The organism is Acetobacterium bakii, from assembly GCF_001263355.1.
Classification (GTDB): domain Bacteria; phylum Bacillota; class Clostridia; order Eubacteriales; family Eubacteriaceae; genus Acetobacterium; species Acetobacterium bakii.
Genome location: NZ_LGYO01000062.1, coordinates 1 through 26,369, shown reverse-complemented (window position 1 = coordinate 26,369; position 26,369 = coordinate 1). Strand labels below are relative to the sequence as shown.

The following is a 26,369-nucleotide window of genomic DNA, read 5'->3' as shown; positions in this document are numbered from 1 at the left end:
AAAGCAACCATTGTTCGTTTCATTTGAGTTTCGCAATTACCTAAATAGAAAAGATTGAAAGGAAGACTGATATGAAGGACTTTAATTTTAAAATTCCCCAGGAAATTATCTGCGGAAAAGACAGTATTCAAAAACTGCCGGAGCTGCTAAAAAAACAGCAGCTAAAAAAAGCCATGGTAATCTCTGGCCCGCATTTGAATAAAATGGGGGTGGTACAGAAGATCACCGATATTTTAAGCCATGCGGCAATCGATTTTGCAACTTTTGTGGAGATTGAAGCCAATCCCTCGGTTGACACCGTTGATCTGGCCACCAAGGCTTTTCTGGAAAGCGGCGCCGACAGCATTATTGCTTTAGGCGGCGGATCACCCATGGATGTTGCCAAAGCGGTGGGGGTACTGGCAAAATTCGGCGGTTCCATCACCGCATATGAAGGGGCGGACAAGGTTCCCGGCGCAATTATTCCCCTGATTGCCATTCCCACCACTGCCGGAACCGGATCGGAAGTTACGGCCTTTTCCGTTATCACCGATCGGACCCGTAATTATAAGCTAACCGTCTTCAGTTATGAATTGATACCGGCCTACGCCGTATTGGATCCAAATCTGGTGATGACGACCCCCGAAAAAACCGCCGCAGCCTGTGGCATCGATGCCATGGTCCATGCCATTGAAGCCTATCTGTCCAAGGCGGCCTCGCCGTTTTCCGATGCCATGGCAGAAAAAGCCCTGGAACTTATCGGTAAAAACATCCGCCTGTTTGTGGCGGATCGTACCAATGAAGACGCCGCCGCTAATATGCTGATCGGCAGCATGTTTGCCGGAATCGCGTTTGCCTGGGCACGACTGGGAAATGTCCATGCCATGGCCCATCCATTGGGCGGGTATTTTGATGTGCCTCATGGGGTAGCCAATGCTGTTTTGCTGCCGGTGGTCCTGGAATACAATGCCCTGGCAGATACCGGACGCTATGCAAAAATTTACGGCTATATTAAGTCTGGAAAAGGTACCGACGATTTTACGACCCAGACATTAGTTGATGAAATCCGAAAACTCACCCAGGATCTGGGTATTCCCAAAACCCTGTCTGAGGTCGGCGTTACCCCGGAAATGATTCCAGCCATGGCGGTAGATGCCATGAAAAGCGGAAACATCCTGATTAATCCCAGAAGCACTACCCAAAAAGATATTGAAGACCTCTATCAACAGGCATTATAAAAGAAAGAAGTGATGACAATGGAACAAAAGATAAAATTGGTGGTTGAAGAATCGGGCTGCCACTGTTATAAAATCGGCGATGAAATTATTTTTGACGGCCCCTTACTGGATAAAGAAAAAAGTGGAAATGTGTGCATGATGGCACTGGGTGCGGTGTTTCCCTTTGTCTATGCGGCCAGAAAAGGGGTAGTCATCGATCAGCCACTGCAATGTCCGGATTGTCTGGAGAAAGTTGTGTTTCGGATAAAAATAGCCTAAAAATTAAATTGTATTTAACAGAAACAGCCCCGGGAATGCACTTGGAATTCGGGGGCTGTTTTTTTAAATGCACAAATAATTACTGTTGATAAAGTTTGCATCAGCGAATGACATGGTTTACAATGAAGAAAAGGAATTAAGATAAACAAGCGGGAGACAAGAGGAGAAACGTTGTTTTGACACTGCGAATTGATAGCTAATTCGGAAAGAGGGGGGATGAATTTAATGAAAGCCAAAAAAATAAAGGGCTGCCTGGCCATCTTGCTGATACTGATTTTCTGTCTGTCGACATCGGCAATTACGGCAATGGAAAAAGATAAAATAAAACCTGGTTTACAGGGAACAGAAGACCAGGACGTCCTGGAACTTGTTGCGTGGAAGGGTGTTATCGCCAATGCGGAAACCGGTGAATCCATCGAAATCAATTCAAAGGATGATGCACAATTAATGCATCAAAGCAGTAAGTCCCATTTAATAGACGCTAATGAAGCAACCGGAGCAAAAGAATATTACCAGGAAACTATTTTAAGCATACCAGCAGAAAATATTGATCAACTGGCCCATGGTACCATTGTCACGAGTCCTATGATGGATGAAAACAATGCGATATCGGTGGTGTTGGGAATATACTTTTCAACGGGTGACTCTGGAATCTATAGAGCATTCCGGATTGACGGCGTCTATGTCGATTGGCAAGTAACCGATCCCCAGGTCAGCTTGAATGATCCAGAGGCAGGCTATTTCATTCTGAACGGCATTGGTGCAACAGATGGATCAGTTAATGAGCTGGTAATGTGGGATCTGGAATCAGACGCCAATGCTTTCACAACAGCAAAATTCTCCCCCAGCCCATGGATCCTTAGTGTGAATGACTTTGTTTATGCTAAAACGATTTTCTCGGGAAATTTGACCAATGCAAATGGTGAAACCTGGTCGACGGTGATGGAAATGGATTATAACTAATAGAGGAGTGAGACAATGGATGAAAACAAAGATCAGCGTAATATAAAAGAAAAATTAATGCGGTGGAGTTATACGATTTTAATTTGGGCGATCCCATTTTTACACATAACGCTATTTCCCTGGATCGTAACCAAGACAAAATTTTTAGCCAGAAATGAAGTCTCGTATGGGCCAGATGCCAGTACGTTCTATTATTATGTATCAATATTTTTTCTGCCCATCGCACTTAATCTGATTTTTGGCGCCGGGGTGTTTATTTTGGGATTTGGCATTAAAAGATATAAAGGCAAGGCGGTATTAGTGGGAGGTATCCTGGGTGTGATTTATGCCCTATTGATTCTGTCCAGCTATCTCGTTTATTTTAATATTAATCTAAACCTATTCAATCAAATTTTCGCGATGGGCATGTACACCGGTCCCGGAAATCCCAGCTTTATTCTGGCCTTTTATGGATTGCTGCTATATCAGATTATAAAAAAAGATCGGGTTGTCGAATCAAATTGACAGACTTTTATTAAAAGATCAACCGGGATTGTCACCAGCAAAGCCACAGAAATTCCATGAGAATTTCTGTGGCTTTTTATGAGTTCATTCAATTCATATGGGAAACAAAGCAGTGTTTTGATTAATGCCGGTAATCTGTTTATATGTTTTTATAAAACAATTAGAATGAAGCGAGGGAAGCTTTCTGGGATTGATCGATCCATCTAATTATCTGGGAAGGGGCTGAGTGCTCCCCGAGTTTTTGAAGTGGTATTTTTTGTCCAGTGAAACGTTACTTATAATTTACTTGTTATCATTTATTTGATATACTGACTCATAAAACAAAATCCAAGATGAAAGAGGAGCATTAGGTATACAATACTAAGACTAAGAGGTCTCAAAGCACTTTGTATTAAGTGTGGCAAAAAAGCAGTTAAAAGATCACTGCTTCAACTTTCGGGAATACCAGAGAATATATAACGCACAAAAAAGAGTTGGAAAATAGCTGAATTGGGAGGCACGGATGCGATTAAAAGTAATTATCGATAATAACACCATAATTGACAGCTATTATTGGGGTGAACCAGGGGTGTCCTACTTCATTGAAGATGAGGGATCAATGATCCTGTTTGATATGGGTTACTCGGATTTGGTGCTGCGCAATTTAATAGCCATGGGAATTGAGCCAAAGACCGTTGACACCATTGTGCTGTCCCATGGCCACGATGATCATACCAAGGGACTAAAACCTTTTTTTGAGAACGTTCATAATCCCGGAATAAAACTGATTGCCCACCCCGATGTCTTCAACGAAAAAGAAGCCGATGGGCTGAAAATTTCTGCACCTTTTTCGGAGCTGGAAATGGCACAAAAGTGTCGGTTAACCCTGAGTAAAAGCCCGGTGAAGTTGAGTGAAAACATCACCTTTCTGGGCGAAATCCCCCGAAAAATGGCTTTTGAAAAGCAAAACCCCATTGGCCGGCAACAGGTTTTGGGCAAATGGGAGGCTGATTTTATATGGGATGATTCCGGTTTGGTTTATCAGTGCTCTGACGGGATTGTTGTGATTACTGGGTGTTCTCACAGCGGCATCTGCAATATCATCGAGCAGGCTAAAGCCATTACCGGAGAGGATCGGGTTTTAGGGGTGATCGGCGGTTTTCATCTCTTTACGGTAACGGACCAGGTGCACCAAACCATTGATTATTTCAAGAAAAACAAAATTACAGACCTCTATCCCTGTCACTGCACCTCCTTTGCGGTGAAGGCGGCCATTCACACTGAGCTGCCCATTCATGATGTCGGGGTGGGGTTGGAATTAAACTGGTAACTTCCCGGCAAGCATTGATAGATTACTGAATCGGGTGTGCAACAAGAAGGCGGTGTGAAATGAATAATTATTATATTTTAGCCATTAATCCCGGTTCAATGTCCACAAAAATCGGGGTGTTTGAAAATGAAAACGAGGTGTTCACAGCATCCGTCGAACATCAGAGCAGGGATTTGGAAACCTTTCCAACCATTAATGCCCAGTTCGAATTCAGAAAAAATACGGTTATGGAAATCCTTGGAAGTCATAATTTTGAGATCAAGAAACTGTCGGCGGTAGTCGGCCGTGGGGGATTGCTACCGCCCATTCAAGCCGGAGGTTATACCGTGAATGCGGCCATGAAAAAGCTTATATGGGAAGGGAACCTTTCACAGCATGCCTCGAATCTGGGCGCTTTGCTGGCGGATACTATTGCTAAGCCGCTTGGCATTCCGGCGTTTATTTACGACGCTGTATCCGCGGATGAAATGGAAGATATCGCCCGGATTACGGGGTTTCCTGAAGTCCAGAGGAAAAGTCTCTGCCATGTTTTAAACACCAAAGCCATGGGCAGAAAATATGCTATGGCTTTAGGGAAAAGATATGAGGATCTGAATCTGGTCATCGCCCATCTTGGCGGTGGCATTTCAATCAGCGCTCATAAAAACGGCAAAATCATCGATGTGATTTCTGACGACATGGGCCCCTTTTCTCCGGAACGCTCAGGAAGCATCCCCTTGTTTGCGGTGGTGGAATTATGTTACAACAATCGGTATGACAAAAAAGCAATGTTAAAAAAAATAAGGGGACTGGGTGGATTAAAAGGCCATCTGGGCACCAGTGACTGCCGGGAAATCGAAAAGCGCATTTTAGCCGGGGATAAAAAGGCCGAAAAGATCTATGAGGCCCAGGCTTATCAGATTGCAAAGGGCATCGGAGAAATAGCCGCCGTGCTAAAAGGCAATCTTGATGGGATTATTTTAACCGGGGGCATGGCCTATTCTGAAAAAATGACCGCCATGATTGGAGAATACATCAGTTTTATGGGGCCGGTTCACTGCCTGCCCGGGGAAAATGAGGTGGAAGCCCTGGCTCTGGGGGGATTGAGGCTGTTAAGAAAAGAAGAAAAACCCCATGTTTTCAGGGGATGAATGAAACGTACTATTTACACAAAAACTAGGAGGCATCACATGGTTAAGCAATATTTAAAGGGTGTTTTACTGGGCAGCATCCTGTTGGCGGGAGTGGTTTTATTATGTGCCGGCTGCGGTCAGAAAGAAGCGGAAAGCACGGACCCGTCAAATTTTTACAACAAGGTTCAGATTGGCCAGACCAAAGAAGATGCGGAAAAGGCACTGGGGGTGGAATCTACAGAATTGGACAAGGGCCTGAATTATGTGGATGAGAAAACAGCCTATGGGGTTACTGTGAATTATGACGATGGGGATTTGGTGGTTTTTAAATCTCTTGCCATACCGGACAGCACCTATTTGGATGGCCTGAGCCAGGCAAATGTCACCAAAGAACAGGCAGCCAGCATTACCGAGGGGATGACTTATGATGCGGTGAAAACCATTCTCGGCGGTGTGGACGGCATTGAGGTCACCTGTGTTAAAAACACAAAGGATCCGGCGACTCCGGTCAATGTCATGGCCTGGGTGAATACCGACCGCTCCGTGGTTTATGTGACCTTTATGGGCATCCGGGGTACCGCAAAAATAGCAGAGTTTCGGCAGCAGTAACAGGAGGAGAATAAAATGAAAAAAACAGTGGATGTATCGATCCGATATGAATGTGAAATCCGTGAGATTTATGGTCTTCTGGATGAACTGGCCAAAGGCAGAATCTACGGTTTCCCCGGGAATTGCACCCCGGCGGACGGCGAGCTGGAAACCAATGTCGATAAATTGAGTGAAAAAATAACCGCGTTATTAAATAAAATTGAATATGGAAAAGCATCATTTTCCGACGAAGGTCCAGCGTAATTATTAAGCCTTCAATTCCAAATAATCAGCAGTTCCTCGTATTGGGGTTATAGTCTTAAATATTGGCAAAACAGAAAAGCAAGTCCCGGGGACAATCGTAACATCAGTTGTCTGCATCATGGCGAACAGGCCTAGCCTGTCCGATCATGCAGCAGACAACGATTTACCATTGTCCCCGGGACGGGTATGCCAACTAACCTAGCCGTTCCCAGTACTCCGGGAACGGCTTATTTTATTGCTTATTGATTTCAGTTCTGTTTTTAAGTGCCAATGTGCCCAGTAAAGAGTAAAGCGGCGCAATGTCCATTTTCTTACCGAATTCAAATTTCTCTTTGCCAAAAATTTCATTCTGGCTGATGCGATTGACATTTTCCAAATAAGTAACGACGAGTTCGCTGTCATCGATTCCCGGACCTGGGGTTTCCATTACCACATCAATGATATGGGTCAGATAAACTGATTTAAAGGAAGTTTTCTTGCCGGTTGCTCCTTGACGATCCACAAAAAGAATACGGATATCCGTAAAAATAATCACATCACGGAGCAGTTTGTAACCCGTTTGAATGGCTTCACCTTCAAACAAATATTTCGAATAATCATTGCTTAGTTCTTCCACACTTATTTCACTCACTTTTCCAAGGGCGCCTTGTATTAGGCCTTTAAAATTCATTTTCGCCATTTGTATCTCCTTTAAATTTATTTTCTCGAAAAAGTTCCAATTGAACAGCTTGGCTTTTTCAAAAGTTCATATAATTCTTATTGATCTTATGTGTACCCTGTGGAGAAATAAATAATCACTGCGGTTAAAGATTATTGAAAATAGTAAAGGTAATAAGGATACGTTTTCATGGAATCCTGCCAATGAATGTGTAGAAGGAGAGAAAAACTATCGGTTGTAACTGCATTAGCGGAAAAGCGGACGAAAACCTTAAGGTTTCCCTATCGGAAATGAAAGAAAGAATTAATATAAATAAGTTGCTGTAAATTATAAATACAAGTATAATATACAATAAGAAAAGTGTAAAATTATACAAAAAAATAAGATCAACGTTTTAAAGACATCGGGGAGGAATAAATGCATAAGAAGAACACGATTCAATCAAAACTGAATTTGTTTATATTTGGCATTATAGTCCTCATTATCATAATTGGATGTTCGGTAGCCATTTATATCTTTTTCACCATTTATGAAGACGATGTGGAGAAGCATGTTTCTGCCGGCGTTTATGCATTCGAAAAAATTGTCATTGAAGATTCCAAGAGCCAGCTCCTTTCACTAACCAGAGGAGTCGTTACTTTATCAGGGGAAATTCTGCTTAATAATAATCTAGAAGCAAAACAGACACTGCAAAAATATATTGATTATGGAAATAATGGACATCTTGAATTTGTTCAGATAAAAGGTTTGGGTCAGGTTAATTATGAAAAAACATACTGCGATCAGAGTGTTCTCGAAATGGCGGCTAAAAAAATAGATATAAAAAGTACTGAACCTATTTTGTGGATTGATGGCGATTCAGAGACCGGCTTGCATCTATTCAGCGCCTGCCTGATTAATGATGCTGCGGGTAATCCCATGGGTGAGGTTCGCATGGGATTACAGGTTGCAAATCAGGAGTTGGTGGAATACCTTCACAATACTTCGGCTTTAGAGGCAACTATTTTTTCTCAAAATACGCGAATGGCAACAACCATTACAAAAAATGCTGTTAATTCAATAGGAACGACTTTGGATCCAGCCATTGCATCCATTGTTTTGGGTCAGGGAAAAGAATATTTTGGAAAGACAAAAATCCTGGGAGAAACCTATGTGGTCGCCTATATTCCGGTTAACAATTCGGACAACCAGCCGGTGGGGGTATTATTTGTAGGAAAATCGATGGCGTCCATGGTTCAGATTCAAAATCAGATTATTGTGGCAGTATCGATGTTAGCGATTTTCATGATTTTGATCTTTTATGCCTTTTCAAATCGTTGGTTGAAAATTAATATTATCAAACCTATTTCCTGGGTTGCCGATGCAATGAAAACAATCGCTAAAGGTGACTATTCTATTGTCGAAAAACTTCCGGTAGCTAAAAATGAAGAAATTGAGATTTTACAGACTACCATGCAGTCTATGGTAAGAGAAATGGTAACCGATAAGAAAAAACTGGAAACCGCAGCCTACATTGATTCAGTGACCGGTTTGTCGAACCGGGTACTTCTTTATGAAAAATACAATGAAGGCCAGATTGCCAGAACTGAGAAAAGGTTATCTGTTCTGTTTTATCTTGATGTCGATAATCTGAAGTACATCAACAACTTATTTGGGCATCGTTTTGGCGATCGACTGCTGATTCAAATCGGTGAAATCCTAAAGGGTCTCATAAAAGAACGGCCGGAATATGAGGTTTACCGGATTTCCGGGGATGAATTTGCTATTTGTAAAGAAGACTATTTTGAACCGGGCGAGGTTACAGAGTTGTCAAAATTGATTCTTGGAACTTTCAAAAAAGCTTTCACCATTGAAGAACAAAGTGTGAGTGCAAGTGTGAGCATTGGTATTTCGTATAACGAATATTGCGGTGGAGTACGCTGTGGGGTGTGCACAAAAAAATGCATGGACAATTTGGATACACTTTTGAAGAAAGCGGAATTGGCCATGAACCAGGTTAAAATGAATGGGAAAAACAATTTCATGCTATTTGATCCGTCAATGAATGAAATAATGGAGAACAAAGCCTCCATGGAACAGGATTTGAAGCGGGCGATAAAAAGAGGGGAATTGGAGATATATTATCAGCCAAAATTTAATCTGGAACAAAACCGTTACGATGGGTTTGAAGCATTGGCCCGGTGGAATCATCCGATCCGGGGATTTGTGCCGCCATTGGAGTTTATCACGATTGCCGAAGAGTCGAATCTTATTCTGGAACTGGGAACCTGGATTCTTGAACAATCCTGCGGCTTTGTCCGGGAATATAATCGGACCCACCATTCAGACTACTGCGTCGCGGTTAATGTGTCCGCATTGCAGCTGCTAAATGAGGGTTTTGAAACCATGGTTTTGGATACTCTTGAAGCAACGGGCCTGGATCCCTCTTATCTTGAATTGGAAATAACCGAGTCGGTGCTGATGGATTCAATGGACTTGGCTGTTGAGAAATTAAGCCTGCTGAGAAATAAAAATATCGGTATTGTTTTAGATGATTTTGGAACTGGCTATTCATCTCTGACCTACTTGCAATCTCTGCCCATCACAACTGTGAAACTTGATAAATCTTTTGTGGATGACATTGCATTAAATGAAATTTCCTATGAAATCGTCAGCAATGTGATCCAGATTGCCAAGAGTATCGGGTTGGAAATTGTGGTGGAAGGCATCGAAACCGATGAACAGCTGCAAGTCTTGAAAAAATTGAAATGTCATAAAATACAAGGCTTTTATTTTTCGAAACCGGTTCCGGGATCGGAACTTGAGGCAGTGCTCAGCCAATATGAATAACTTACGGATTTAATAAATAGAATATGATACAGAAAAAGATAGAGAGGTGTAAGCTGGTGGGTTTTATTTCTAAACAAATTCAAGTAAACAATGAATTAAAGAAAAGCGAAGCCCGGGTTCGTGCCATTACCGATTCGACCAATGATGCTATTCTGATGATGGATCCCAATGGTGATATTACCTTTTGGAATCCGGCGGCTGAGCGTATTCTCGGGTATACTGAAGCCCAGGCCATTGGACAAAACCTGCATACCTTAATTGCACCTGCCAAGTATTATGCTGCTCACAAGGCCGCGTTTCCAATGTTTCGGCAGACCGGTCATGGCGGTGCCGTCGGAAAAACTCTTGACATGGAAGCTTGCCGAAAAGACAATACTAATATCCATATCCAGTTGTCGCTTTCTGCGATTGAGATGGAGGATGGATGGCATTCGGTGGGAATTATTCGAGATGTTACGGATCGCAAGCGGGCAGAAGATTTATTAAAGAAAAGTGAAATGCAGCTCATCGCCGCACAAAAAATGGCCCATGTCGGCAATTGGGAGCTGGACCTAAAGACTAAAACAATGTGGGCATCCGAAGAGGCATTTAGTATTTATGGAATTGACTATAATTCCGAGTATATTCTCCAGGATTTGACCCGAAAAAGTGCTCTTCCAGAATATCACGAGAAGCTGGATAATGCCCTTGCTGATTTGATTAATCAAAAAGGGGAATATAACATCGAATTTAGAATAAAAAACCTCAAAACCGGGCAATTGCATTTTGTACATTCCATTGGAAATCTGATTCTGGATGAAGATGGCAAGGCAGATAAAGTTGTGGGGACCTTACAGGATATTACCGATAATAAATTAAAAGAAGAAAAAATTATGAATCTGAGTTTTCGTGATCAGCTGACAGGTCTCTATAATCGCAGATTTTATGAAGAAGAGTTAATCCGAGTTGATACGCGACAAAATCTCCCGTTGACCATATTAATGGGGGATGTCAACGGCTTAAAATTGGTCAATGATTCTTTTGGCCATTCCATGGGTGACGAACTTCTTAAAAAAGTAGCGGAAGTGATTACAAAAGCCTGTGGGGCTCATAAGGTTATTTCCAGAATCGGCGGGGATGAATTTATTGTTTTATTACCAAAAACCGATGCTTTTGAAGCCGAGCAGTTAACGAAACGGATTAAAGAGTATTCATTAATCGAAAAAGTAGGGTCACTGGATGTGTCAATTTCCTTTGGCTTTGAAACAAAGATGAATGAGGCTGATGACATTAACGACGTTTGTAAAAGAGCCGAAGATCGGATGTATCATCGCAAACTTTTTGAAAGTCCGCTGATGAGGGGGAAGACAGTCGACACAATTATTCGAACCCTGTATGAAAAAAACGAAATAGAGGAACAACACTCACATAGGGTATCAAAACTATGTGAAATCATGGGCAAAGGCCTGGGATTGTCCGAATATAAAATCAAGGAACTTAAGACAGTTGGATTGTTGCATGATATTGGGAAAATAGCTATTGAAGACACCATCCTCAATAAACCGGGAAAGCTCACAGATGATGAATGGCTTGAAATTAAACGCCATTCGGAAATTGGCTATCGGATTCTGAGTACAGTTAATGAGATGTCTGAAATGGCGGAGTATGTCTTGGCTCATCAGGAAAGATGGGATGGCACAGGTTACCCCAAGGGTTTAAAAGGCAACGCGATACCATTGGAGTCTCGTATCATATCCATTGCCGACGCCTATGATGCTATGACAAGTCAGCGAAGCTACCGCAGCAAAATGCCATCGGAAGCGGCATTGGCAGAATTACAGAAAAATGCCGGTTCCCAATTTGACCCGGAATTGGCAAGCTTTTTTATTGAAAATCTTTTAGAAAACGAAAAAACTATAAATCTATAAACTGAATAATAAGTTTGAAAGCTACAATTATAGAAAAAACACCCCAACTGATTTTAACCTAAATCAGTTGGGGTGTTTGCATAAATTTTGAAACGATTTTGGCGAAAATCAAAAGCCAATTTATCCGAACCATTCGGACAGCCAATTCCGCATTATGAAAATTTCATTGCGTTGGGTGTTTCTGATGTTTCTGGCAAAGGGTATGATTTCCGAATGCTCGCCAAATCCTCCGGTAATCAGCTGTTGGGACATCATCACAGCATCCATATGATGGAACATCATATCCTGGAGGAAAGCCTTGTCCAGGGCATCACCCTGGAGATTGGTAAGATCCCGCATCATTGGCTGGTAATCAACGCTATGATCTTCATTGGGATACCATGTTTCAAGCCAAAGTTTCATTTGTTCAATTTCGGCACTCTGGGTCTTAATAATATCTTCCGCAAATTGCTTCATTTCCTCACGTTCGGTATTCTCTTTCAGGATACCAGCCGCATAAACCGCTTCCTCATGATGGGCAATCATGTGCACTAAAAAATCATGCTCGCTTTCAATGGGATCACTCATCATTCCGGATTCCATCATCCCAGATCCTGTCACCCCAGACCCCATCATCCCCCCGAAACCATTCTCAAGGTTTTGCTGAGAAATGCTGTTATTCACCACCGAAAATAACGTGTAGGCAACCAGCCCCAGCAAAACCGAAAGCACCACGGCAAACAACACACCAAGCATCACCAGCGTTGTCTTTTTCATGCTTAACACCTCCACTTAGATTGAATGCAACTAAGATTATCCGCCTTAAAGGGCTTCGATTTCCGCATCAGTTAAGGCATCCACGTAAGCCATTTTCATTTTCTCTTCGGCGGCACAGTTCTGCTCATAATACCAGTCCCGGACTGCTTTTTCAATTTCCGCATCGGTTCCCGTTGCTTTATCAGGATACACCGCAAAAAGCGCTGCAGTCTCGAGATCTCTTAATCCTATCTTTTTGGCATCTTCTAGGTAACCCATGGTCTTCCTCCATTAATCGTATTTTTGTATTTGTATTATATATACCCGCTTTTATGATCATTAATAATTTAAATTAAATTCATCTTCGGGCAATCAGAACACTGGCTAAACTGACGAAATAGGTGATCACCGAGAAGATCACCGTGATCATTAAGAAACCGGTTATGAAAACATTGTATTTTATGACGTTAAGAGCGGCAATGTACTGGGATAAACCCAGGACATTGAATATCAGTACTAACAGAAAGATAATCAGAAGTCCTCTGAAGGCTCCTTTTATATCCGCCAGACTTAATGACATATGAGACGATATACAGATGGCAATGAATAAAAAAAGATAAAAATATAAATTCTGGAAATTCGACCATGAAAAAATGATCTTTAATAAGCCCAGATAGGCTGCCGCAATGCCTTGTATGGTCACCATGCTAAAGGTTTCAAAATTGACGCTTTCCACCAAGATTGTGATGAACGCTTCAAAGGCTTCTGGAATCACCAGGCGCATGAGTATAATCATGGCAACGATCCCGCCGAAAATTGGGGCCACCCCAATGAAAAAATTGCCAATCTGCTGATAAAGGCTGTTTTTATTGTAGGAATGATTCACATAACCCATGACGCCATTTTCATCGGGTCGTTGAAATAATTTTATATCATTGATTTTATGGCCGAATAGTAGGGCAATGCCCGCATGGCTCAATTCATGGATGGGTGTGCCGATGAATCCGGTTACCATCAGCGCATTTCTGCCGAAACTGCGCTGAAAATTCCGGGTGGCGTTATTCTGGAGCAGGCCCAGCAGCAGCCCCACCAAAATAATGGCTCCGGTCAGATACAGTGTTTCCCAAAAGGTTCTGATTAACAATTCGATTATAAACATTTAGCAGTCACTTACTCCCGTTAATTATTGTATGAAATTGATTGGTCTATTTTATCTTATAATACCACAGTTGACTTTAGAATGAATTGATAAATCCCTTATTTTCTTAAGTTCAGAGGGGCACAGGATTTTGTAGAATTGACGATAACGAAGAAATGGAGTATAATTTTCAAGCTATGACATCATTTTATTGAGAAAACTGTTTTGTCTTATCAGCTTGACAATAATGTAGCACATCATAAAATTTACGTAAAGAAGGGATAGCTGGGTCAAAATATGAAAGGGCGAACACACGGAATTACCGGTGGACTAATCGCCGGGGCAACACTAACGGCAAATTCGGGAATCAATCAAGATACCCTGGTTATAATAACAATTGGAATCGTCGGGGCCTTGCTTCCGGATATCGATCGAACAAACACAAAAATAACTCATGGTATCACTCGAAGTGAGAGCAAGAGTTCATTGATACAAAATATTTTAAAAATCGGCATTTTAAATATAGCGGGTATCCTGCTTTCGGCTTATGTTTTTAAGAATAATTATCCCTTGATTCTGGGAATTTATCTTTCGCTGGCGTCTTTAACATCACACAGGAGCCTCACACACAGCCTGTTGTCTCTGGGCATTGTCACAGTCCTGATGTTCCTGATCACTAACAATGAACTTGCAGCCATTGCTTTAGGCATTGGATACGGTGTGCATTTAATGGAAGATATGCTGACTAAGGCTGGAATCGCATTTTTTTACCCCATTGGTAAAAAAATAGGCATACCGCTGGTAACCACTCCCTTTGCAGAATATATATTTCTAACGAGTGTATCGCTTATTTGCATTATTAAAATGATTGAGTTTTAGGTTGTATCGCTGATATTGGTTTTTAGAGCTGGTGTTTCAAAGTATGGAATTATTTAAGGCAATGTCTTTACAATTATTCTGAAAATTTTCAAATTTAGGAACAAATAATGGCCCCCATAAGCAGGTTGCTTATGGGGGCCATTATAGGATTAGTATTTATCCATGTCATCCAGCACAATTTTTGGTTCCGAAGGAGGATTGCTATTTTGTTTGACTGATTTTGAAACAGCAGAGATCTTCATGGCCTTTTGAGGAGTGCCTTTTATTTTAAAAGCACCCACCATTTCCTTGAGCAGTTCAGCCTGACCGGAAAGTTCCTCGCTGGCGGCGGCGCTTTCTTCGGCGGTGGCGGAATTCGTTTGAACCACCTGGGAAACCTGTTCAATGCCCTGGGTAATTTCCGCGATTTCAGTGGCCTGGTCATTGGATGCCTGAGCAATGTTGCCAACCAAATTGGCAACTTTTTCAATTTCAGTCAGCATCTGATTCAGGCTTTGGCCGGTGTTATCGGCGATTATTGTGCCGGCTTCCACTTTGTCAATGGAGCCTTCAATCAGCTCGGTGGTCTGTTTCACGGCTTCCGCACTGCGGGCCGCCAGACTTCTGACTTCTTCAGCAACAACCGCAAAACCTTTGCCGTGCTGTCCGGCCCGGGCGGCTTCCACCGCCGCATTAAGCGCCAGAATATTGGTCTGGAAGGCGATATCGTCAATGACCTTGATGATTTTGGAAATACTGTTGGAGGAAGCGTTGATCTCACCCATGGCGGCAATCATATGCTGCATTTGATCATTACCATCCACAGCATTGGTGCGAACCTTTAAGGTCAGTTCGTTGGCCTGGTTGGCATTCATGGCATTGCGCTTGGTTTCGCCGGCCACCTCTTCAATGGACGCACTGAGTTCTTCAATGGAGCTGGCTTGCTCGGTGGTACCCTGAGCCAGGGCCTGTCCGCCATCGGAAATTTGCTGGGCACCGACTTCAACCTGGGCAGCGGCAATGTCAATGTCTGTCATAGTATTGCTCAAGATGGTGGTGATGTCGTTGAGGGCGGTTTTAATTGGGAGAAAATCCCCTAGATAGGTGGTGGTGATTTCCTGATCCAGATTGCCTTGGCCTATGGCTTCCAGAGTACCGGTTATTTCATCCACATAGCGTCTCAGAAAGTCAATGGTCTCATTTAACGCATTTTTGATTTGGGCATGATCGCCATTATAATTACCATCCATAGATACATGGAGGTTTCCATTTGACAGTTGGGTTAGTGTATCCGAAGCTTCCTGGATGGGAGCGATGACGGCGTCTAGAGTGTCGTTAAAGCCGGCGATGACCTTAGCAAAATCTCCGGGAAAGCGGCTGGTATCTCCGCGGCTGCCGAGGTCGCCATCCACAGCCGTACTGGCCATGCTTTCAGTTTCTGTAACTAACCTGGCGATGTTTTCGATCATTTCAATTAAGCTGGGAATTAAAGTGTCATTGTCACTGCGTTTTCCCACTTTTTTTAATACTTCAAGGTCGCACATATTGCCATTGGCGATATGCGTAGCTATTTCAATAGTGTGAGTAATACGTAAATGGACATCGTTAATGGCATGGGCGATGTCCGCGTAAATTCCCAGATAGTCGGCTTCGATTTTTTCGCTGTAATCATTGCGGCTCATCTGCCCGAGAATGCGATTGCCTTCCTTCAGCGCCCCTAAACCATCGATACAGGCATTAAAATTATTTTTCAGGGTATTGAATAGCCCGTTGTAGGGATCGGTTATTTTAGGCGGAATTACACCTTTTCCAATGCGTTCAACATAATCTGCGGCCACGTTAATTGGGACCACCACGGCGTCCAAAGTTTTATTAAAACCTTCGATAATTTCTTTATATCCACCATTGAAGGCATCGGCATTGCCCCGACTATCAAGCTGTCCTGCCACTGCTGCAACGGACAGCATATTTGTTTCAGTAATAAGAGCGCGGATGGTTTCAATAATTTGCTCCAGCGCCGGAGTGATTTCGTCCTGATCATCTTTGGCTTCGACATTGGCGGTCACATCCCCCTGGGATATCTGGTTCATGGTTCCGATGACCACGTTTTGAATTTCATCGGCGAAGCTGTCCATGGCCAGGGCCATTTCTCCGATTTCATCTTTGGTATCCATATTCAGGCGCAGTCCAAAATGGCCCATACTCATTTCCTTCATCATATGGGCAGCTTTCTTCAGCGGATTGCTGATCATTGAACTGAGAAAAAGACCTAACGCTATTGAAACAAGTAAGCCTAATACAATCACGACAATCATTGTTGTGATTATCCCAGCTGCCTCTTGTTGGTTTCCAGCTGACATTATCTGACCCTCTTCTAATTTCATTGACACAATTTTTGCAATAACTTCCTGTTCGGCCCGGGAGGCTAACCCTACGGTTCCGGTTTCGCTCATAAGAGCAGTAGCCTGGGCATCCTGATTCTGAATAGCGAGTTGCATAACCGTATCCAATTCTTCAGTAAAAAGCTTGTGCTTATTTACATAATCTTCAAATAATGTACGCATATCATCTGAAATAATTGATTTTTCGAATTCAGTTGTCAGGCCGGCAATTTCCGCTTTTCGCTGGGCAATTTTATCCGAATGTAATTTAAAGTTTTGTTCATCATTTGACAAGATCAAATAGGTTGTATCCACACGAATCCTTAGAAACGCAGTTTCTATCTGGCCAAACTGAGCGATCGGCACTGTAATATGTTCATAGAGCTCTTGGTCCGAATCTCTTAAGGCGCTAATTTTTATTATTCCCAGCACACCCACAACTGCCATAATAAAAGCAATGGTCAAAAATCCCCATAGTATCTTGGTACGCATTTTCATGTTATAAATCCATTTCATAATTTACCACTTTCCGTTGTCTAAATTTTGATTCTTTTTATAGTCTAAAAACGTTTTACTAAATCGTGATCGGCCGCAATTAATCCACATCAATACAGAAATTATATTAATTAGTTATATGGAATGATTGTTGCAAAGTATGAAACAATTGCGTTGGTTTCTATATTATAATGATTCTTCAATATAATAGCAACTATTATTTATAATTAATGTAATTTTACTATTTAATTGTCTTGCATTATAGTGCAAAGAGTCTGTTAGCCAGCATTATAGAAAATATTATCAATAATGTTCAGATCTAAGGACAGAGTCTCAAATGATATGGTAAGCAAATAAAGATTCATTTTTTAAGAAATCTAAAGCAGATTTGTGTTAGAATAAAAATATCTATTAAAAAAATTAAATGCAGGAAAGGAGACTATCATGAAAGTTATTGCGATTAACGGCAGTCCCAGAAAAAATGGCAATACGGCTATCTTATTGGGAAAAGCCCTTGAAGGCGCTGCTTCCAAAAATGCCGAAACGGAATTGATCCATTTGTATGATTTGAACTACAAAGGCTGTATCAGCTGCTTTGAATGTAAACGATTAGGCGGACAAAGCTATGGAAAATGTCCTGTGAAAGATGATCTATTGGATGTGTTTGAAAAAATCGAATCGGCTGATGCCTTTATTCTGGGCTCACCCATTTATTTTGGTGAAGTATCCGGAGAAATGCGTTGTTTTCTTGAACGATTGTTTTTTCAGTATCATGTGTACGACAAAGATCGCTCGATTCTTACCCCCAAGGAAATAAAGACGGGTTTTATTTTTACCATGAATGCCCCGGAGCGAGTGATCAAAGAAATTGGGTATGAAAAGAAAATCAAAGGCTATGAAGAAATCCTGAAACATTTTTTTGGCAGTTCAAAAACCTTTACGGTGACGGATACCTTGCAATTTAAGGATTATTCCAAATACATGGCATCAGGTTTCAATGAAGAAGCTAAAATCGAAAGAAGAGAAATGGTTTTTCCGGTGGATTGTGAACAGGCATACCAGTTTGGCGCCGGTCTAATCGATTTAACAAGTGAGACGCTTGAAGTCTAAACAGAACCAGTTAATTCGCTGCCTGAGAAAAATAATTGACACCTGAAAAAGTTTACAGTGTAACATGGCATTGACAAATGTCGTGCTTCACTGTAAAATAAACGGGATGTGAGGGAGTAATTTGCGCGATTAGCGTGATAAGTCAACATACATGGTGTAAATAGACACCTGGCTTATCTTAATGAGTGAGACTCATGTACAGTGGTATTCTGTACTTGAGCTATTTTTTTGCCAAGTGCGGCTGCACTTGGCTATTTTTTTGGTGTTTTTTGTGATTGATTGGGAGGAATTGAATGAAAAAGTATTTACAGACGACGGAAGAAGTCCTGAGGGAGTTAAACTCTCAAAGAGATGGGCTTTCAGCAGGCGAAGCCGCTAAACGGCTGGAAGAAAACGGTAAGAATAAGCTGACGGAAGCAAAAAAAGATTCTCTGGCAGTACGCTTATTTAACCAGTTAAAAGATCCCATGATTATTATTTTGATTGTAGCAGCAATTATTTCCGGGATCACCGCTGTTTATTCGGGAGAATCCTTTGCGGATGTGATTATCATCATGGCAGTGGTTGTTATTAACTCGGTGCTGGGTGTGTTTCAGGAAAGTAAGGCAGAAAAAGCCATTGAAGCCTTACAGGCCATATCCGCAGCCACATCCAAGGTCATGCGGGATGGCAAAATCCTGGAAATAAAAAGTGAAGACCTGGTAATCGGGGATGTGATTATGCTGGAGGCTGGGGATTCCATACCGGCTGATGCACGAATCCTTGAAAGTGCCAGCTTAAAGATTGAAGAAGCTGCTCTCACCGGCGAGAGCGTTCCGGTTGACAAGGTGATCATCGCCCTGAATCTGGGAGACCAAAAGGATATTTCCCTGGGTGACCGTAAAAACATGGTTTACATGGGCAGTGCGGTTGTCTACGGCCGCGGAACAGCAACCGTTGTGGCCACCGGTATGGACACTGAAGTGGGTAAAATCGCCGATGCTATTACCCAGGCAAAAGAGAACCAGACGCCGCTTCAGATCAAGCTGAATCAGCTCAGCAAGGTCTTGAGTTGGCTGGTACTGGGGATTTGTGTATTTATCTTTGCCATTAGTCTGATCCGTCTTTATCTGGGTGACGGTATTACCGGCACCGGTGTTTTAAACACCTTTATGATTGCGGTTTCCCTGGCAGTGGCAGCGATTCCTGAAGGCCTGGCAGCGGTTGTGACCATTGTCTTATCCATTGGGGTCACCAACATGTCCAAGAAAAAAGCAGTGATCAGAAAACTGACAGCGGTTGAAACCCTGGGATGTACCCAGGTTATCTGTTCGGATAAAACCGGGACCTTAACACAGAACAAGATGACGGTTGTGGAATATTTTGGTTGGGATCCACAGTTTTTGGGCCGGGCCGTTGCTCTTTGCAATGATGCCTATTTAAATGATGACAATAAAGCCGAAGGGGAGCCCACCGAGGCAGCCCTGGTGAACTACGGCTATTCTCATGGTTTAAACAAGGGTGAAATGGAAGCCAAAACCTGTCGTGTAGGCGAAGCGCCATTTGATTCCGGCAGAAAGCTCATGAGTACGATTCATAAACTGGAAAACGGTTTCTTTGAACAGTATACTAAGGGCGCACCGGATGTATTGGTATCCCGCTGTACAACCTATTGGGATGGGGAAATTCAGCAAATTATGACGGACGAAAAACGTCAGGAAATCAGCTATGCCAATAAGGAAATGGCGGGTCAGGCGCTGCGGGTACTTTCGGGAGCATTTCGTTCCTGGGATGCCATGCCTAAAGAGCAGACTCCGGATTATCTGGAAAAAGATCTTTGCTTCATTGGCTTAACCGGAATGATTGATCCTATCCGTCCGGAAGTTAAAGATGCCATTAAAGAGTGTAAGGAAGCAGGGATTCGCACGGTCATGATTACCGGGGACCACCCGGATACTGCGACAGCCATTGCAAAACAGCTGGATATCATCACCGACACCGACGAAGCAATTACCGGGGCACAGCTTGATGACATCAGCGACGAACAGTTGGGTAAAGACATCGGAAAGTATTCGGTGTATGCCCGGGTTCAGCCGGAACATAAGGTTCGCATTGTCAAGGCCTGGCAGAACCAGGGAATGATTGTGGCCATGACCGGAGATGGGGTCAATGATGCGCCATCCATAAAAACAGCGGACATTGGCATTGGCATGGGGATTACCGGAACCGATGTAACCAAGAATGTGGCGGATATGGTACTGGCAGATGACAACTTCGCAACCATTGTTAATGCGGTAAGAGAAGGCCGTCGTATTTACGGCAATATCAGAAAGGCTATTCAGTTCCTTTTATCATCCAATCTTTCCGAGGTGTTATCCATTTTCATTGCCACCTTAATGGGATTTACCATCTTGCTGCCCGTCCATTTATTATGGATTAACCTGATCACCGATTCCTTCCCGGCCATTGCCCTTGGTCTTGAAAAAGAAGAAGCGAATAGTATGAAGCAGCCACCACGAGAAGCAAAAGAGGGTATTTTTTCCAGAGGTCTTGGCTTTGATGTGATCTGGCAGGGGGTAATGGTTACAGTTGTAACGATTACTGCCTATTTTGTGGGCCACTTTATGGAAGCCGGCGTTTGGGAAATAGCCGAAAGTGCGGATGGCATAACTATGGCATTTTTAACCCTGTCCATGGCGGAAATGTTTCATTCATTAAATATGAGAAGCCGCCGCCAATCCATTTTCAGAATGCAGCATCAGAACCATGCTTTATATCTGGCCATGCTTGCATCCCTGGTGCTGACCACTGCGGTTATCTTCATCCCGCCAATTGCAGCGGCATTTGAATTTGAACCGATTTCACTAACAGAATACTTTACGGCCATGGGTTTGGCATTCTCAGTCATCCCCATTGTAGAAACAGTTAAATTTTTCCAGAGACGAATGGAATCCAAATAGGAGACTGAAGATTCTGGAAAGAAAAATTATCTATTTTTGCATCCGGGTTTTTGCACAATGGTTCGTCATTGTGCAAAAACCTTTTTTTATGCAAAAAATAGGAATAATAGATTAAATACAAAAATATTGGATAAGTATAAAAAGCAGGATAAAACGTTTGGTTATGTTGATGGTAAAAATAAACAAAGGAGAAAAATATGAAAATCGAACCCTATATTAATTTTTCGGGAAACTGTCGGGAAGCTGTTGCCTATTATGCAGAGGTCTTTGGGACCGAAAAGGCTAAGATTATGACCTACGGAGAAATGCCTCCGGATCCCAATTATCCAATGACAGACGAGGTTAAAGATCTTGTGGCCAATACGGAATTGGTGATTAAGGACAATGTGATCATGTTTTCGGATACGGCCCCGGGGATGCCGTTTACCCAGGGAAACAACATTACAATTCTCATCATCAGTGATGATATGGACGAAATAAAAACCATTTACAATAAGCTGAAAGAAGGTGGCTCAGTGGAAATGGAACTTCAGGAAACCTTCTGGACTAAAGCCTATGGATCATTTACGGATAAGTTTGGTATCGGCTGGCAAGTCAGTCATGACAGTGGGGATATGAATTCCTAATGTCAAAGAATTAAAAAGGAGGAAATATGCAAAAGATTGTTACTCATTTATGGTACGATAAGGAAGCTCTTGAAGCCGCCACATTTTACTCCACCCTTTTCGCGAATTCAAAAATCATGAACGTTGTTACCATTAAGGATACGCCCTCAGGAGATTCGGAAACCCTGACGCTTAAACTAGCCGGACAGGAATTTATGCTGATTTCGGCTGGACCTTTCTTTAAATTCACACCTAACATATCACTGCGGGTGGATTGTGAAACCGAGGAAGAGGTGGTATTTTTGTATGATCGCCTTTTGGTGGACGGTAATGTACTCATGAAGCTCGGTTCCTATCCCTTTTCCGGGAAGTACGGCTGGATCGAAGACCGGTACGGTCTTTCCTGGCAAATCATGCTCGTGGATGGGCCGGTGGCCAATCAAAAAATTACGCCGACGCTCATGTTTACCGGAGATCAGCTTGGAAAAGCAGAAGAGGCCATCCATTTTTATGAAACGGTGTTTAAAAATGCAACCGAGGGTGAATTTTTCCACTACGAAGAAGGGGATGCCCCGGATACCCCGGACACCATTAAGTATGCCGGCTTTACTCTTGAGGATCAGGCCTTTGCGGCCATGGACAGTGCCCAGGCCCATGATTTTTCCTTCAATGAAGCCATTTCTTTTATCGTGTACTGTGAAGATCAGGAAGAAATTGACTACTACTGGGAAAAACTGTCCTTTGTTCCCGAAGCTGAGCAATGCGGCTGGCTCAAGGATAAGTTTGGCATTTCATGGCAGATTGTTCCCCGGATCATGACGGAAATGATGCAAACCAAGGACCCTGAAAAATTAGGAAGAGTCACAGCCGCCTTTCTTAAAATGAAAAAATTTGATGTTGCGGCATTGGTAAATGCCTTTGAAGGTGTTTAAATTGTTCAGGATATGCTGTTGATTTTAAAAGAAACCTCATTCATTTAGCCGAATGAGGTTTCTTTTATTAAAAATGCTCAAAATAGTACAGGGATTTTCAATCAAATTAAATTGGACTAAGCGAAAAACGGTATTGTCATTGCATCACAGACAAAAAAAGTGTAAAATTTAGGATAAGTTATAGTATTGAGAATGTGCCTGAAATACCATGGTATTCAATTTGACATTTTAGGAAGTGGTTAATTGGTTGATCAGGTTAGATAACTGATGGTTGAAAAGGAGAAGAATTTCTATGCGGAAAAATAAATCGGGACAGTTCTTAGTAACAGCACTTATATTTATGGGTTTGGTAATCATGCTTTCGGGTTGTGGTCAAAGTAAGACGAAAACAGTAACCCAGGAGACTTCAGGGATCGACCCTTTTAATTTTTACAGTAAGGTGGAGCTTGATCAAACAAAGGATGAGGTTGCCAGTGAGTTAGGGGGTGCTGCAGAGGAAACCAGCGGCGCATATACTTATGTGGATGCAGAAACCGGCTATGGCGTGACGGTTTCCTATGGCGCGGACAATCTGGTAGCGCTTAAATCCCTTTATATGCCGGTTGACAACGATTTTGCCAGCTATAGCAATGCGTCCGTAACAGAGGATCAGGCAGCCAGTATTACAGAAGGAATGACCTATGATGAAGCAAAAAAAATCCTCGGGGATGGCGGACTTGAAATAGTGTGCGGGGCAAATCCTGAAGAAAAAGACAAACCAATTTATGCCATTGCCTGGATAAATGACGATGCCACCTCGATTAACCTGACCCTGGTTGGATTTGAGGGAATTGTTTATGATGCCACCTATAACAGCAACTGATCAATATATGAGTCTGACAGCAATTTGTCTGAGGTTGTCGATAAACTCGTCCTGGGGACAATGGTAAATCGTTGTCTGCTGCATGATCGTACAGGCTGCCGCCTGCTCGCCATGATGCAGACAACTGATGTTACGATTGTCCCCAGGACTAACTTTTCTACTTTGGCTACAGTCTGAGACGTGTTCATACTTTTGAACACGTCTTTTTTTCATCTCTGTGATTTGGATCGGAATTGTTTAAAAAAGAAGCAGTGGGGTAAAGTAATAAACAATGTTAAACGACAACATTGAAAATAAAGTAAGATAGAAAGGAATAGAAGAATGAATATAAACAAAACTGTGTATAAAACTATTCTGAAAAAAGCATTTGTTGTGCCTTTTCAAATAAAATTTTGGGACGGTGAGGTGGTGAAATATGGAGAAGGCCAGAGTGAATTTACATTTATCTTTAACACCCCCCTAGCGGTAAGTGAAATCCAAAAGAATCCTTCAATGGCTTTAGGTGAAGCTTATATGAAGAATGATATTGACTTGGACGGCGATTTGCAAAAGGTCATTGAATATCTTTATAATAACAGGAAAAGCCTTTTGCATGGTCCTGCCAAGGGTAAATTCCTCAAGAATAATAATATCATAAAAAGCAAGGATAATGTACACCATCACTATGACATTGGCAATGATTTCTATGAATTATGGCTGGATGATTCCATGACCTATTCCTGCGGATATTTTCAATCACCGGATGATAACTTAAATAATGCTCAAAAGAGTAAAAATGCATATATTTTAAAAAAGTTAAATCTGAAAAAGGGACAGACATTGCTTGATATCGGCTGCGGTTGGGGAGAGTTGATTTTAACAGCAGCCAAAGACTATGAGGTAAAGTGCACCGGAATCACCTTAAGTAAGGAACAATTTTTAAAAGTCAGTGAAAGAATCAGGGCTGAAAAACTGGACGATCTTGTGGAAATAGAGCTCCTGGATTATCGGGAGCTGAAAAACAAAAGCTTCGATCGGGTGGTAAGTGTGGGTATGGTCGAGCACGTGGGTAAGGATTGTCTTAGCGAATACTTTTGTACAGTAAACAGACTGCTGAACGAAGAAGGGGTTTCGCTGCTGCATTGCATCACTGGTTTTAGCGGAACAGCCATTGATTCCTGGATTGACAAGTATATTTTCCCTGGCGGTTATTTACCCACCGTCAAAGAATTGATATCATATATGGCAAACGAGAAATTCCATTTAATTGATGCGGAGAGTCTGAGGGCACATTACGTAAAGACTTTGGAGCACTGGGCAAATAACTTCGAAAAGGCATTGCCGAAAATCATCAGTACCAGGGACGAAACCTTTGCCAGGATGTGGCGATTGTACTTAAATGGCTGTGCGGCATCTTTTAATTGTGGGAATATCGATGTGCACCAGCTGTTGTTTACCAAAGGCATCAATAATGAATTACCTTTGACAAGGGACTATTTGTATCAAACCAACTGAATTTTATATTTTTTTTATTTTTTCGGGAAGAAAACCAAAGCCTTGAGCGTTATATAAGTGTGCAGAACAAACGGAGGTGAATTTGTTGATCAAACAAAACGAAGGGGAAGACGATGACGCATTAATTAAAAAGTACATAGCAACCGGGAAATCCGATTATTTTGAACCTCTTGTTGAACGCTACGAGAAGTATGCTTATATTTATGCATTTTCCCTTTTAAATAATGAATTTGATGCACAGGACGTAGTGGCTGAAAGTTTTTTAAAAGCGTTTACCAAAATAAAACAGTATCGCTTGGACAGCAGTTTTAAAAACTGGTTTTTAAAAATTGTCCATAACACATGTTTTGATCTTCTGAGAAAAAACAAGAAAATGGTTTATCTGGATGATTTGGAAAATGGCGAAAGCTTATACAAGGATGATGCCTTATGCTACAACAATATTGATGCGCTGGATTTTGGCGAGGTTCAGAAATCCCTGGATTTATTGCCCCATGAACTTAAGGTGGTGGTCATTCTCCGGTATTATTACGATTGGGAATATAAAACCATTTGCGAATTTTTGAAAATTCCTATGGGAACATTATCCTCTCGGTTAAACCGCGCCTGTAAAAAATTAAAAAATTATATAAAGGAGGGATGAGACATGGAAGATTTAGACAAGATGATGGAATCCCTGGGATTTAACCAAGGCTCTGTTAAAAGCTTTGCATCAGGAATACCTTTTAACAGCAGAAAATCCGATATTATGAAAAACATCAGAAAAGCCGGTGAGGCTGCCTCCTCCGCCAAGGAGTTTCAGGCCCTGTTTTTCATATTCTCCATTGCCTTCACGGTCCTGATTTTTAGATTCTTCGTTTTGACTGAGGCCCAAAACACTTTGTTGGTTTCTCTTTTTACGGGCTTTGTCATCAATTATTCAGAACAACTGCTGGAGGCGTTCAAACTGCTTTCGATGCTGGCTTCCGGTGTCATATGTTTAGGTATTTATGCTCTGATTCATCATTTTAAAAATGAGCAGACATTCTGCTGAGCCGCTTTGATTTCTTATCGTTTGTTCGCTAACAAAATTTTATTATTAGGTAATTGCGAAACTCAAAAGAATCGAACAATAGTTGCTTTGATGTCAGTTTTCACAACACCTACCGCCGTTACATTGACGAATATCATCTCGTCATCAGTGAAAAAGAATTTGATAACTTTCTCTTCAT

General features: G+C 42.0%; 25 protein-coding genes. 19 read left to right on the top strand and 6 right to left on the bottom strand.

Annotation, left to right across the window (positions count from 1 at the left end; genetic code table 11):
* Window positions 1–71: 71 nt before the first annotated feature.
* The 8 genes from AKG39_RS17810 (at window position 72) to AKG39_RS17775 (ending at window position 6,215) form a co-directional block, all read left to right on the top strand.
* Window positions 72–1,217 carry an iron-containing alcohol dehydrogenase gene (locus tag AKG39_RS17810; RefSeq protein ID WP_050741754.1) on the top strand — a complete coding sequence of 382 codons (1,146 nt, stop codon included), beginning with the start codon at window positions 72–74 and terminating at the stop codon, window positions 1,215–1,217.
* An 18-nt stretch (window positions 1,218–1,235) separates the two neighbouring features.
* On the top strand, window positions 1,236–1,475 hold the full coding sequence (locus tag AKG39_RS17805; protein WP_050741753.1) for a TIGR04076 family protein: 240 nt from the start codon (window positions 1,236–1,238) through the stop codon (window positions 1,473–1,475).
* A 216-nt stretch (window positions 1,476–1,691) separates the two neighbouring features.
* The gene (locus AKG39_RS17800; RefSeq protein ID WP_050741752.1) at window positions 1,692–2,438 is read left to right on the top strand and encodes a hypothetical protein; all 747 of its coding nucleotides are present in this window, start codon (window positions 1,692–1,694) and stop codon (window positions 2,436–2,438) included.
* Window positions 2,439–2,453: 15 nt separating this feature from the next.
* Window positions 2,454–2,942 (top strand): hypothetical protein, encoded by a 489-nt coding sequence (locus AKG39_RS17795; protein ID WP_050741751.1) that lies wholly within the window; start codon window positions 2,454–2,456, stop codon window positions 2,940–2,942.
* 502 nt (window positions 2,943–3,444) lie between these two features.
* Entirely contained in the window at window positions 3,445–4,251 is an 807-nt protein-coding gene (locus AKG39_RS17790; RefSeq protein ID WP_050741750.1) for an MBL fold metallo-hydrolase, read from the top strand.
* A gap of 59 nt (window positions 4,252–4,310) precedes the next feature.
* Window positions 4,311–5,381, top strand: a complete 1,071-nt coding sequence (gene buk / locus AKG39_RS17785; RefSeq protein ID WP_050741749.1) for a butyrate kinase — start codon at window positions 4,311–4,313, stop codon at window positions 5,379–5,381.
* A 39-nt stretch (window positions 5,382–5,420) separates the two neighbouring features.
* The gene (locus AKG39_RS17780; RefSeq protein WP_050741748.1) at window positions 5,421–5,972 is read left to right on the top strand and encodes a hypothetical protein; all 552 of its coding nucleotides are present in this window, start codon (window positions 5,421–5,423) and stop codon (window positions 5,970–5,972) included.
* Window positions 5,973–5,987: 15 nt separating this feature from the next.
* Window positions 5,988–6,215 carry a hypothetical protein gene (locus tag AKG39_RS17775; RefSeq protein WP_050741747.1) on the top strand — a complete coding sequence of 76 codons (228 nt, stop codon included), beginning with the start codon at window positions 5,988–5,990 and terminating at the stop codon, window positions 6,213–6,215.
* Between the two features lie 232 nt (window positions 6,216–6,447).
* Here AKG39_RS17775 and AKG39_RS17770 read toward each other — a convergent pair whose 3' ends face one another.
* The gene (locus AKG39_RS17770) at window positions 6,448–6,894 is read right to left on the bottom strand and encodes a PH domain-containing protein (RefSeq protein ID WP_242852663.1); all 447 of its coding nucleotides are present in this window, start codon (window positions 6,892–6,894) and stop codon (window positions 6,448–6,450) included.
* Between the two features lie 396 nt (window positions 6,895–7,290).
* Here AKG39_RS17770 and AKG39_RS17765 point away from each other — a divergent pair, with 396 nt between their 5' ends.
* Window positions 7,291–9,702, top strand: coding sequence for an EAL domain-containing protein (locus AKG39_RS17765; protein WP_050741746.1), 2,412 nt, complete (start codon window positions 7,291–7,293; stop codon window positions 9,700–9,702).
* A gap of 56 nt (window positions 9,703–9,758) precedes the next feature.
* Window positions 9,759–11,609 carry a sensor domain-containing diguanylate cyclase/phosphohydrolase gene (locus AKG39_RS19495; RefSeq protein ID WP_242852662.1) on the top strand — a complete coding sequence of 617 codons (1,851 nt, stop codon included), beginning with the start codon at window positions 9,759–9,761 and terminating at the stop codon, window positions 11,607–11,609.
* Between the two features lie 120 nt (window positions 11,610–11,729).
* On the opposite strand, the gene AKG39_RS17755 is transcribed toward AKG39_RS19495, so the two are convergent.
* The 3 genes from AKG39_RS17755 to AKG39_RS17745 form a co-directional block, all read right to left on the bottom strand.
* The gene (locus AKG39_RS17755; protein WP_050741745.1) at window positions 11,730–12,365 is read right to left on the bottom strand and encodes a DUF305 domain-containing protein; all 636 of its coding nucleotides are present in this window, start codon (window positions 12,363–12,365) and stop codon (window positions 11,730–11,732) included.
* Between the two features lie 45 nt (window positions 12,366–12,410).
* Window positions 12,411–12,623 (bottom strand): hypothetical protein, encoded by a 213-nt coding sequence (locus tag AKG39_RS17750; protein WP_050741744.1) that lies wholly within the window; start codon window positions 12,621–12,623, stop codon window positions 12,411–12,413.
* Between the two features lie 79 nt (window positions 12,624–12,702).
* Window positions 12,703–13,503: a hypothetical protein gene (locus AKG39_RS17745; protein ID WP_050741743.1), complete on the bottom strand. Its 801-nt coding sequence runs from the start codon at window positions 13,501–13,503 to the stop codon at window positions 12,703–12,705.
* A gap of 276 nt (window positions 13,504–13,779) precedes the next feature.
* On the opposite strand from AKG39_RS17745, the gene AKG39_RS17740 reads away from it, so the two are divergent.
* The gene (locus AKG39_RS17740; protein ID WP_050741742.1) at window positions 13,780–14,361 is read left to right on the top strand and encodes a metal-dependent hydrolase; all 582 of its coding nucleotides are present in this window, start codon (window positions 13,780–13,782) and stop codon (window positions 14,359–14,361) included.
* Between the two features lie 149 nt (window positions 14,362–14,510).
* On the opposite strand, the gene AKG39_RS17735 is transcribed toward AKG39_RS17740, so the two are convergent.
* The gene (locus AKG39_RS17735; protein ID WP_050741741.1) at window positions 14,511–17,237 is read right to left on the bottom strand and encodes a methyl-accepting chemotaxis protein; all 2,727 of its coding nucleotides are present in this window, start codon (window positions 17,235–17,237) and stop codon (window positions 14,511–14,513) included.
* A 423-nt stretch (window positions 17,238–17,660) separates the two neighbouring features.
* Here AKG39_RS17735 and AKG39_RS17730 point away from each other — a divergent pair, with 423 nt between their 5' ends.
* The 5 genes from AKG39_RS17730 (at window position 17,661) to AKG39_RS17710 (ending at window position 23,664) form a co-directional block, all read left to right on the top strand.
* The gene (locus tag AKG39_RS17730) at window positions 17,661–18,326 is read left to right on the top strand and encodes a flavodoxin family protein (RefSeq protein WP_050741740.1); all 666 of its coding nucleotides are present in this window, start codon (window positions 17,661–17,663) and stop codon (window positions 18,324–18,326) included.
* A 293-nt stretch (window positions 18,327–18,619) separates the two neighbouring features.
* Window positions 18,620–21,265, top strand: a complete 2,646-nt coding sequence (locus tag AKG39_RS17725) for a cation-translocating P-type ATPase (RefSeq protein WP_050741739.1) — start codon at window positions 18,620–18,622, stop codon at window positions 21,263–21,265.
* Window positions 21,266–21,462: 197 nt separating this feature from the next.
* A complete protein-coding gene (locus AKG39_RS17720) occupies window positions 21,463–21,891 on the top strand; it encodes a VOC family protein (RefSeq protein WP_050741738.1) in 429 nt (142 codons plus the stop codon).
* Window positions 21,892–21,917: 26 nt separating this feature from the next.
* Window positions 21,918–22,802: a VOC family protein gene (locus tag AKG39_RS17715; RefSeq protein ID WP_050741737.1), complete on the top strand. Its 885-nt coding sequence runs from the start codon at window positions 21,918–21,920 to the stop codon at window positions 22,800–22,802.
* A 292-nt stretch (window positions 22,803–23,094) separates the two neighbouring features.
* A complete protein-coding gene (locus AKG39_RS17710; protein WP_050741736.1) occupies window positions 23,095–23,664 on the top strand; it encodes a hypothetical protein in 570 nt (189 codons plus the stop codon).
* Here the strand turns inward: AKG39_RS17710 and AKG39_RS19850 are convergent, their stop codons facing one another.
* A complete protein-coding gene (locus AKG39_RS19850; RefSeq protein WP_126981288.1) occupies window positions 23,665–23,877 on the bottom strand; it encodes a hypothetical protein in 213 nt (70 codons plus the stop codon).
* Window positions 23,878–23,985: 108 nt separating this feature from the next.
* Here AKG39_RS19850 and AKG39_RS17705 point away from each other — a divergent pair, with 108 nt between their 5' ends.
* The 3 genes from AKG39_RS17705 (at window position 23,986) to AKG39_RS17695 (ending at window position 26,191) form a co-directional block, all read left to right on the top strand.
* A complete protein-coding gene (locus AKG39_RS17705; RefSeq protein ID WP_050741735.1) occupies window positions 23,986–25,158 on the top strand; it encodes an SAM-dependent methyltransferase in 1,173 nt (390 codons plus the stop codon).
* Between the two features lie 85 nt (window positions 25,159–25,243).
* A complete protein-coding gene (locus AKG39_RS17700) occupies window positions 25,244–25,801 on the top strand; it encodes an RNA polymerase sigma factor (RefSeq protein WP_160316219.1) in 558 nt (185 codons plus the stop codon).
* 3 nt (window positions 25,802–25,804) lie between these two features.
* Window positions 25,805–26,191: a hypothetical protein gene (locus tag AKG39_RS17695; RefSeq protein ID WP_050741733.1), complete on the top strand. Its 387-nt coding sequence runs from the start codon at window positions 25,805–25,807 to the stop codon at window positions 26,189–26,191.
* Window positions 26,192–26,369: the final 178 nt, after the last annotated feature.

What these genes read in the sequence shown, in the direction of transcription:
- AKG39_RS17810 (WP_050741754.1), top strand. Translation starts at nt 72, where the DNA reads ATGAAGGACTTTAATTTTAAAATTCCCCAGGAAATTATCTGCGGAAAA.
- AKG39_RS17805 (WP_050741753.1), top strand. Translation starts at nt 1,236, where the DNA reads ATGGAACAAAAGATAAAATTGGTGGTTGAAGAATCGGGCTGCCACTGT.
- AKG39_RS17800 (WP_050741752.1), top strand. Translation starts at nt 1,692, where the DNA reads ATGAATTTAATGAAAGCCAAAAAAATAAAGGGCTGCCTGGCCATCTTG.
- AKG39_RS17795 (WP_050741751.1), top strand. Translation starts at nt 2,454, where the DNA reads ATGGATGAAAACAAAGATCAGCGTAATATAAAAGAAAAATTAATGCGG.
- AKG39_RS17790 (WP_050741750.1), top strand. Translation starts at nt 3,445, where the DNA reads ATGCGATTAAAAGTAATTATCGATAATAACACCATAATTGACAGCTAT.
- buk (WP_050741749.1), top strand. Translation starts at nt 4,311, where the DNA reads ATGAATAATTATTATATTTTAGCCATTAATCCCGGTTCAATGTCCACA.
- AKG39_RS17780 (WP_050741748.1), top strand. Translation starts at nt 5,421, where the DNA reads ATGGTTAAGCAATATTTAAAGGGTGTTTTACTGGGCAGCATCCTGTTG.
- AKG39_RS17775 (WP_050741747.1), top strand. Translation starts at nt 5,988, where the DNA reads ATGAAAAAAACAGTGGATGTATCGATCCGATATGAATGTGAAATCCGT.
- AKG39_RS17770 (WP_242852663.1), bottom strand. Translation starts at nt 6,894, where the DNA reads ATGGCGAAAATGAATTTTAAAGGCCTAATACAAGGCGCCCTTGGAAAA.
- AKG39_RS17765 (WP_050741746.1), top strand. Translation starts at nt 7,291, where the DNA reads ATGCATAAGAAGAACACGATTCAATCAAAACTGAATTTGTTTATATTT.
- AKG39_RS17755 (WP_050741745.1), bottom strand. Translation starts at nt 12,365, where the DNA reads ATGAAAAAGACAACGCTGGTGATGCTTGGTGTGTTGTTTGCCGTGGTG.
- AKG39_RS17750 (WP_050741744.1), bottom strand. Translation starts at nt 12,623, where the DNA reads ATGGGTTACCTAGAAGATGCCAAAAAGATAGGATTAAGAGATCTCGAG.
- AKG39_RS17745 (WP_050741743.1), bottom strand. Translation starts at nt 13,503, where the DNA reads ATGTTTATAATCGAATTGTTAATCAGAACCTTTTGGGAAACACTGTAT.
- AKG39_RS17740 (WP_050741742.1), top strand. Translation starts at nt 13,780, where the DNA reads ATGAAAGGGCGAACACACGGAATTACCGGTGGACTAATCGCCGGGGCA.
- AKG39_RS17735 (WP_050741741.1), bottom strand. Translation starts at nt 17,237, where the DNA reads ATGAAATGGATTTATAACATGAAAATGCGTACCAAGATACTATGGGGA.
- AKG39_RS17730 (WP_050741740.1), top strand. Translation starts at nt 17,661, where the DNA reads ATGAAAGTTATTGCGATTAACGGCAGTCCCAGAAAAAATGGCAATACG.
- AKG39_RS17725 (WP_050741739.1), top strand. Translation starts at nt 18,620, where the DNA reads ATGAAAAAGTATTTACAGACGACGGAAGAAGTCCTGAGGGAGTTAAAC.
- AKG39_RS17720 (WP_050741738.1), top strand. Translation starts at nt 21,463, where the DNA reads ATGAAAATCGAACCCTATATTAATTTTTCGGGAAACTGTCGGGAAGCT.
- AKG39_RS17715 (WP_050741737.1), top strand. Translation starts at nt 21,918, where the DNA reads ATGCAAAAGATTGTTACTCATTTATGGTACGATAAGGAAGCTCTTGAA.
- AKG39_RS17710 (WP_050741736.1), top strand. Translation starts at nt 23,095, where the DNA reads ATGCGGAAAAATAAATCGGGACAGTTCTTAGTAACAGCACTTATATTT.
- AKG39_RS19850 (WP_126981288.1), bottom strand. Translation starts at nt 23,877, where the DNA reads ATGAAAAAAAGACGTGTTCAAAAGTATGAACACGTCTCAGACTGTAGC.
- AKG39_RS17705 (WP_050741735.1), top strand. Translation starts at nt 23,986, where the DNA reads ATGAATATAAACAAAACTGTGTATAAAACTATTCTGAAAAAAGCATTT.
- AKG39_RS17695 (WP_050741733.1), top strand. Translation starts at nt 25,805, where the DNA reads ATGGAAGATTTAGACAAGATGATGGAATCCCTGGGATTTAACCAAGGC.